This window comes from Xanthomonas sp. LMG 12459, from assembly GCF_009192905.1.
In the GTDB taxonomy this organism is placed as follows: domain Bacteria; phylum Pseudomonadota; class Gammaproteobacteria; order Xanthomonadales; family Xanthomonadaceae; genus Xanthomonas_A; species Xanthomonas_A sontii.
The window spans coordinates 23,059-30,209 of the sequence record NZ_NSGT01000028.1; the positions used below are offsets into that span (position 1 = coordinate 23,059).

Consider the following 7,151-nt stretch of genomic DNA (forward strand, 5'->3'; position numbering starts at 1 on the left):
GCGCTTCTGGGAGGGAGATGCATGCACACGGACCTGCCGGCGTTCGCCACGCATACGGTCGAGAATCAGCCGCCGCCGTTCGAACCGCGCGATCTTTGGGCCGGCGACGCGGTGCTGCGTGAGGCCTGCGCACGCGAGGGCGCGGACGGCTTCGCGGCGACGCTGGCGCAGTACGGCGTGCTGGCCGGCGATGCGCTATATCGGCTCGGCTTCGACGCCAACCGCGACCGTCCGCGGCTGCGCACGCACGACCGCTACGGCCACCGCATCGACACGGTCGAGTTTCACCCGGCCTATCACCAGTTGCTGGACGCGGCCAAGCGCCATGGCGTGGCCGGGCTGTCCTGGCACAGCCCGCAGCCGGGCGCGCATGTGGCGCGTGCGGCGCTGAGCTACCTGCACCACCAGGCCGAGGCCGGCACCAGTTGCCCGCTGACCATGACCCACGCCGCGGTCGCGGTGTTGCGCCAGGACCCGGCCTTGCGTGAGTGGGCCGACAAGGCCGCCGCGCCGCACTACGACCCGCGCGATGTGCCGATCGCCGACAAGGCCGGCATCACCCTGGGCATGGGCATGACCGAGAAGCAGGGCGGCTCGGACGTGCGCCGCAACGCCACCGTCGCCACGCCGCTGGACGGCGCCGGCGCGTACAGTCTGGTCGGGCACAAGTGGTTCTTCTCCGCACCGATGTCCGACGGCTTCCTGGTGCTGGCGCAGGCACCGGGCGGCCTGACCTGCTTCCTGCTGCCGCGGCGCCTGCCCGATGGGCAGCTCAACGCGCTGCGGCTGATGCGGCTGAAGGACAAGCTGGGCGACTGGTCCAATGCGTCCAGCGAAGTCGAGTTCGCCGGGGCCTGGGCGCAGCGGGTCGGCGAGGAAGGGCATGGGGTGGCGCGGATCATCGGCATGGTGATGCTGACCCGGCTCGACTGCATGCTCGCCGCCGCTGCGCAGATGCGCATGGCGTTCGCCCAGGCGCTGCACCACGCGCGGCATCGCATCGCGTTCGGCAAGCGCCTGGTCGAGCAGCCGCTGATGCGCAACGTGCTGGCCGACCTGGCCCTGGAATCGGAAGCCGCCACCGCGTTCGCGCTGCGGGTGGCGCGCGCGGTGGATGCGGCCGACGTCGATGCGTCGGAAGCGGCGTTCGCGCGCATTGCCACCGCGCTGGGCAAGTACTGGCTGTGCAAGCGCGCGCCGGCCTTCGTCAACGAGGCGCAGGAATGCCTGGGCGGTGCCGGCTACGTCGAGGAGTCGATCCTGCCGCGGCTGTACCGGCAGGCGCCACTGAACTCGATCTGGGAGGGGAGCGGCAACATCCAGTGCCTGGACGTGCTGCGCGCGCTGGCGCGCGAACCGGCCAGCGCGGCCGCGGTCCTGGCGGAGCTGCAGACCGCGGCCGGCAGCGACCCGGCGTACGACGCGGCGCTGGACGCACTGCGCGCGCCGCTGGCTGGCCACGCCGAAGTAGACGAGTACAGCGCACGGCGCCTGGCCGAACGCATCGCACTGGCCTTGCAGGCCGCGCTCCTGCTGCGCAGCGGCAGTCCGGCCGCCTCGACGTTCGTACGCAGTCGCCTAGCCGGCGCGCATGGCCTGGCGTTCGGCACGCTGCAGCCGGGTGTGCCGGTCGAGGAACTGCTGATGCGTGCGTTGCCGTAGGCGTGTGGCATGGCGACGCACCGCGCCGTCGCCAAGTGGGAAATGAGAGGGCCGGCACTTCCTTCTCCCTCCGGGACCACGGCCCCCTTTTTGGGGGAAGGTGCCCCGAAGGGGCGGATGAGGGTACGGCAGCCAGCGTCGCCATGCAGCAAGTGCGACGGTCACAGGCGACGCGCAGCCGTACCCTCACCCCAACCCCTCTCCCGATGGGAGAGGGGCCAGGCTTTTACGAATCCCCAATCCCCAATCCCCAATCCCGGCGCCGCAAGACGCTAATGCCTCCCGCGCTTCCCACCCCGCACCGGCGTCGCCTCGACCGACAGCGTGAAACTGCGTTCCTCGCCGTCGAGCATGGCGCCGACGCCGACCAACTGGCGCTTGATTTCCTCGCCGCGGCCGTTGCGGATGCTCACCAACACGGTGTATTCCCAGGCGCTGCCGTCGGCCGGGTGGCGGATGCTCCCTTCCACCCGCAGTGGCACCAGCGCCGATGGCGCCGACTGCTGCAGCACCGCCGAATCGAAGCGCAGGTGGTGCTTGCACGCCGGGCAGACGCTGGCGCTTTCGAGAATGGTGGCCTTGCAGTGCGGGCAGGTCCGGGTCGCCCCCGGACTGCCGGGACGCGGGCTGCTCATGCGCCGGCGTCGGACTCCGCGGGCTTGCCGCCCTTGCGGGCATGTTTGTCGTCGTCCCAGCCGAAGTCGGCCTGGCCGCGCATGCGCGAGCCGGCGGCCACGGTCAGCGAGCCGGCCTTGACGTCGCCGATCAGCGCGCCGGACGCAAGCAGCTCCACCCGCGAGGCCGATTCGATGTTGCCTTCCAGCTCGCCGGCGATCACCACCTTGTCGGCGCGCACGCCGCCGCTGAGCTTGGCGCCGGTCTCGATGGTGAGGTCGCCCTGCACATTGACGTCGCCCTTGAACTTGCCGGCGATGCGGATGTGGCCGGTGCCCTCGATCTTGCCCTCGATACTGATGTCGGCGGCGATCAGCGATTCCTTCGCGGCGGGTGCCGGCGCAGCGGCGCGGGCGGCAGGGGCGGCGGCGGCGGCCGCGGCGAGCGGTTCGCCTGGGGCGGCATCGCCCGCCGGGCGCGGCTCCGGCGGCAACGCGCCGTTGCCGGGAACGGGCGGCAGGCCATCCTTGCGCGCAGGACCCTGGTCTTTCCAGATGGACATGGGCTGTCGTCTCCAGTCGGGGGAAGCGCGACTATCGCCGCTCTATCGCGTCGGTTTTGTGACGCTTTCTTCAAAACAGCGGCCCGACCGCGACCGCCGCTGGTTCAGCCCATGCCGTCCAGCGCCGGGTCGTAGGCCTGCACTTGGTTGCGGCCGCAGCGCTTGGCCCGGTACAGCGCCGCATCGGCCTTGCGCAGCAGGGTGGTGGCGACCACGCCGTCGCGCGCATAGCTGGCCACGCCGATCGACATGGTCACCGCCGGCAGCGCCTTGCCGTCCACGGTCGCGCTCAATTGCTGGGCAGCGCTGCGGATCTGTTCGGCGATGGCCTGCGCCTGTTCCGGCCCGGTCTCCGGCAGGATCACCGTGAACTCCTCGCCGCCGTAGCGGCAGGCGATGTCCTCGCCGCGCAGCCGCGTCGACAGCATCTGCCCGACCGCGACCAGCAGGGCGTCGCCGCCGCCGTGGCCGTGCAGGTCGTTGAACTGCTTGAAGTGGTCCACGTCCAGCATCAGCAGCGACAGCGGCATCTGCCGGCGTCCGCAGCGGGCCAGTTCGTGGTTGAGCGATTCTTCCAGGTAGCGCCGGTTGAACAGGCCGGTGAGCGGGTCGCGGATCGACTGCAGGCGCAGCGACTCGCGCAGAAGCAGGTTGCTCAGCGCCAGCGACAGCTGCTCGGCGGCGGCCTCGGCGATGGCGATGCGCGGCAGTGGACCGGTGCCGCGCCCGGCCAGGAACACGAAGCCCAACTGGGTGCCCTGAGCCGACAACGGAATGCAGGCGGTGCTGGCACCGGCCGCGTACGGATCCTCGCGCAGATGCGCGCAGGCCGAGTCGTGGCCCTGCGCATGCACGAAGTGGCTCTTGTCGCGGCGCAAGGCCCAGCAGTCCTGCGGCGCTACGGCCGGCTCGCTGCCGACCGGCGGCTGGCCCCAACTGACGATTTCCTCGGCGCGGTCGCGCGAGGCGCGCAGCAGATAGACGCTGCCGCCGGTGTCGGGCATCAGCGCGGCGAGCAGGCGTGCGGTCACCGTCAGTGCCTCGGCCGGCTCCACGCAACTCTGCAGCAGGCCGGTATAGCGGCTGAGCGCGTTGAGGTCGGCACTGGTGCGCTCCAGCTCGGTGATGCTGGTTTCCATCTTCTCGTTGGCGACCGAGGCGGCCTGCTCGGCGTTGCTGCGGTTGCGCAGTTCGCGCAGCAGTAGCGCGTACACCACGCCGACGCTGCCCAGGCCGAACGGGATGCCGGCCAGGGCGAGCACCAGCAGCATGTCGGCGCTGCGCTGGTTGGAGGTGTCGCGGCTCTGCAGCAGTTGCAGTTCCACGTCGGTCATCTGCTGCACTTGGTCGCGGATCGCGCTGGAGCTCTGGTACACGCTGGGCGCCATCGCCTGCCGCAGCGCCTGCAGGCCGTCGCGCTGGTACACCGCGAGCATCTCCCGCATCTGCCGCAGTCGCGTGTCCATCGACTGCTGCAGCACCTGGATGTTGGCGATCTGCACGGGATTGTCGGAAACCAGCTTGCGCAGCTGCGCCAACTGCCGTGGCACGCGTTCGGCGCTGTCGTAGTAGAGGCTCAGATAGGCCTGGTTGTCGGTCAACTCGTAGCCGCGCAACGAGGATTCGGTCATCAGCAAGGTGGATTGCACCTCGTCGATGTTGCGCAGCACTTCGTGGGTGTGGGCGACGCGTGCGGCGTCGGAGAGCGCGCGTTGTGCGCCGTAGAACACGCCGGCGCCGATCAGCACGAAGACCGCAGCGGAGAACAGCAGGGCTAGACGGGTCCTGGCCCGCACACGTTGGAGAATCGGCATCGCAAAAGTCTACTGTGACGCCGCAAACGCCTTGGACCGGCGTCACAAAAGACGCCTTGCCGGCACAGCGCGCGGCACGCGCTGCGCGGCAGAGGCCGCCCCCGCATGCACGGGGACGGCCAATGACTCAATGCTGCTCGCGGTCGCCGTTGTGCGGATCTTCGTTGGCGTTCTCGCGCGCCTTGTCGGCGACTTTCTGCGCCGCATTCGCCGTGGCCTCGCTGGCATCGGCCGCCATCTCCTTGGCTGCGGCCGAGGCATCCTTGACCGCATCGGAGTTGGCCGCACGGTGCGCGGCATCGCGCGCGTCGGCGGCGACCTCGCGCCCGGCCTGCGCGACCTGGCCGGCGGCTTCCTTGGCCGCTTCGCCGGTCTGTTCGGCAGCGACCTTGGCGTCGCGTTGTGCCTGCTGCGATTCGGGACCCTGGCAGCCGGCCAGTGCGAGGGCGCCCAGCAGGGCCACGATCGGGGTCTTGTTCATGCGGCTTCTCCGTCCACGGGTGGGTGACGCGGCGCAGCCTAGGCGGACGCGCATGCAGCCTGCGTCAAGGCGAAGCGGTGGCGCGGGGCAGTGTTCAGGAAGGCGCTGTCGCTGGTTGGGGAGGCGCCGTGGGGTGGGAGCCAGGCACTGCGATGCGCGCGGCTGCCGTCGCATGCGGGCCATGCGGATGTGCGGCGTCGGCGCGTACGCGCCGCACGTGCATGGCGCCTGGCAGCGGTGCGCATCGACCGCATCGCTCGCCGCGGGCGGCGGTGCGGCGCGTCGTGCGGGTCATGCGTCGCGCTTGCATGCGCGCTACGCGTGGACGACGCAATGGCGCGGACAAATCCTGTGTGCGGGGGCGCACGCTTGCGACGCGACGTCAGTGACGTCAGCGACGGACGACGGCGCGGCATTCGCGCGAGGCGACATGCATGCGTCGTCACCTCGCCGCCCTCCGGGAACAGGCTGTGCCGGCACGTTGGTGGCGCCGTTGCCGTGCTGCCCGGCAAACGCCAGGCAAAGAAAAAGCCGCTGGCGGACCAGCGGCTCTTTCAGGACTGCAAAAAGCAAGAAGTGATTACTTCTTGGCTTCCTGAGCAGCGTCCTTCGCCTTGTCGGCGGTGTCTTCCGCAGCCTTGGCGGTGTCGGCAGCCTTGTCGGCAGCGGCATCGGTCGGGGCAGCGGCGGCAGCGGCCGAAGCGTCGGCAGCGGTGTTGGCGGCGGTCGCGGCGGTGTCGGCAGCGGCCTGAGCGGCGTCGGCGGTCGGGGCGCCGGCGGCAGCCGACTGGTCGGCAGCAGCCTGCGCGTCGGTGGCGGCTTCGTTAGCCGAAGCGGCGGCGTCCTGGGCCTGCTCCTGCTTCGAGCACGCGGCCAGGGCCAGGCCCAGGGCCATTGCGATCAGCAGCTTGTTGATGCTCATTGTGTCTATCCTCGTCGTTTAGTTAGGCAACGCGCGAATGCGCGCCCTCAACATGATGACAAGCCAAAGTCGGCTGTCAAGCGCACGCGCATTCATTTTTGTGTTTCAGGGGTTAATCCCAATCAAATCAATTCGATGGCGACCGCTGTCGCTTCGCCACCGCCGATGCACAGCGTCGCGATTCCGCGGCGGCCGCCACGGCTGCGCAACGCATTTAGCAATGTCACCAGCAGCCGCGCACCGGAGGCGCCGATCGGATGGCCGAGCGCGCAGGCGCCGCCATGGACATTGACCTTGGCGTGGTCCAGGCCCAGTTCCTTGATCGGCACCATCGCCACCACGGCGAAGGCTTCGTTGATCTCGAACAGGTCGACGTCGTCCAGGCTCCAGCCGACCTGGTCGAGCAGCTTGCGGATCGCGCCCACCGGCGCGGTGGTGAACCATTCCGGCGCCTGCGAGAAGGTCGCGTGGCCGACGATCCGGGCCAGCGGCGCGACGCCGCGGCGGTCGGCCTCGTCGGTGCCCAGCAGCACCAGCGCGGCGGCACCGTCGGAGATGCTCGAGGAACTGGCCGCGGTGACCGTGCCGTCCTTCTTGAACGCCGGCTTCAGCGCCGGGATCTTGGTCACGTCGGACTTGCCCGGCTGCTCGTCGCTGTCGACCCGTACCTCGCCCTTGCGGGTGGCCACGGCGACCGGGACGATCTCGTCGGCGAAGGCGCCATCGCGCTGCGCGGCCTGCGCGCGGTTCACCGATTCGATCGCGAACGCGTCCTGGTCCTGGCGGCTGAAGCCGAACTTCTCCGCGGTGGCCTCGCCGAACACGCCCATCGCCTGGCCGTCGTCGGGATTGGTCAGGCCGTCCCAGGCCATGTGGTCGACCGCCTGGAAGTTGCCGTAGCGGTTGCCGGTACGCGAGTTCGGCAGCAGGTGCGGCGCGTTGCTCATCGATTCCATGCCGCCGGCGACGACGATGCTGGCCGAACCGGCCTTGATCAGGTCGTGTCCGAGCATCACCGCCTTCATGCCCGAGCCGCAGACCTTGTTGATGGTGGTGGCGCCGGTGCCGTCGGGCACGCCGGCCGCGCGCGCGGCC

7 protein-coding genes are annotated in these 7,151 nt (G+C 70.2%); 1 reads left to right on the plus strand and 6 read right to left on the minus strand.

Annotated elements, in window-relative coordinates:
- The first annotated feature begins 21 nt into the window (after positions 1–21).
- The gene (locus CEK65_RS07350; protein ID WP_152181261.1) at positions 22–1,662 is read left to right on the plus strand and encodes an acyl-CoA dehydrogenase family protein; all 1,641 of its coding nucleotides are present in this window, start codon (positions 22–24) and stop codon (positions 1,660–1,662) included.
- A gap of 272 nt (positions 1,663–1,934) precedes the next feature.
- On the opposite strand, the gene CEK65_RS07355 is transcribed toward CEK65_RS07350, so the two are convergent.
- The 6 genes from CEK65_RS07355 to CEK65_RS07380 all read right to left on the minus strand — a co-directional run.
- Positions 1,935–2,297, minus strand: a complete 363-nt coding sequence (locus CEK65_RS07355) for a hypothetical protein (protein WP_152181262.1) — start codon at positions 2,295–2,297, stop codon at positions 1,935–1,937.
- The gene (locus CEK65_RS07360) at positions 2,294–2,839 is read right to left on the minus strand and encodes a polymer-forming cytoskeletal protein (RefSeq protein ID WP_152181263.1); all 546 of its coding nucleotides are present in this window, start codon (positions 2,837–2,839) and stop codon (positions 2,294–2,296) included. Before CEK65_RS07360 ends, CEK65_RS07355 begins: the two co-directional genes overlap by 4 nt.
- Positions 2,840–2,943: 104 nt before the next feature.
- Positions 2,944–4,653 carry a diguanylate cyclase gene (locus tag CEK65_RS07365; RefSeq protein ID WP_193314719.1) on the minus strand — a complete coding sequence of 570 codons (1,710 nt, stop codon included), beginning with the start codon at positions 4,651–4,653 and terminating at the stop codon, positions 2,944–2,946.
- A 127-nt stretch (positions 4,654–4,780) separates the two neighbouring features.
- A complete protein-coding gene (locus CEK65_RS07370) occupies positions 4,781–5,134 on the minus strand; it encodes a hypothetical protein (RefSeq protein WP_017908416.1) in 354 nt (117 codons plus the stop codon).
- Positions 5,135–5,714: 580 nt separating this feature from the next.
- Positions 5,715–6,056, minus strand: coding sequence for a hypothetical protein (locus CEK65_RS07375; protein ID WP_048490955.1), 342 nt, complete (start codon positions 6,054–6,056; stop codon positions 5,715–5,717).
- A gap of 122 nt (positions 6,057–6,178) precedes the next feature.
- Positions 6,179–7,151, minus strand: a 973-nt coding sequence (locus CEK65_RS07380) for a thiolase family protein (RefSeq protein WP_152181264.1), incomplete at its 5' end; no start/stop codon positions are given.

Excerpts from the sequence above, each read along its gene's own strand:
- CEK65_RS07365 (WP_193314719.1), bottom strand. The coding sequence starts at position 4,653 with ATGCCGATTCTCCAACGTGTGCGGGCCAGGACCCGTCTAGCCCTGCTG.
- CEK65_RS07350 (WP_152181261.1), top strand. The coding sequence starts at position 22 with ATGCACACGGACCTGCCGGCGTTCGCCACGCATACGGTCGAGAATCAG.
- CEK65_RS07370 (WP_017908416.1), bottom strand. The coding sequence starts at position 5,134 with ATGAACAAGACCCCGATCGTGGCCCTGCTGGGCGCCCTCGCACTGGCC.
- CEK65_RS07360 (WP_152181263.1), bottom strand. The coding sequence starts at position 2,839 with ATGTCCATCTGGAAAGACCAGGGTCCTGCGCGCAAGGATGGCCTGCCG.
- CEK65_RS07355 (WP_152181262.1), bottom strand. The coding sequence starts at position 2,297 with ATGAGCAGCCCGCGTCCCGGCAGTCCGGGGGCGACCCGGACCTGCCCG.
- CEK65_RS07375 (WP_048490955.1), bottom strand. The coding sequence starts at position 6,056 with ATGAGCATCAACAAGCTGCTGATCGCAATGGCCCTGGGCCTGGCCCTG.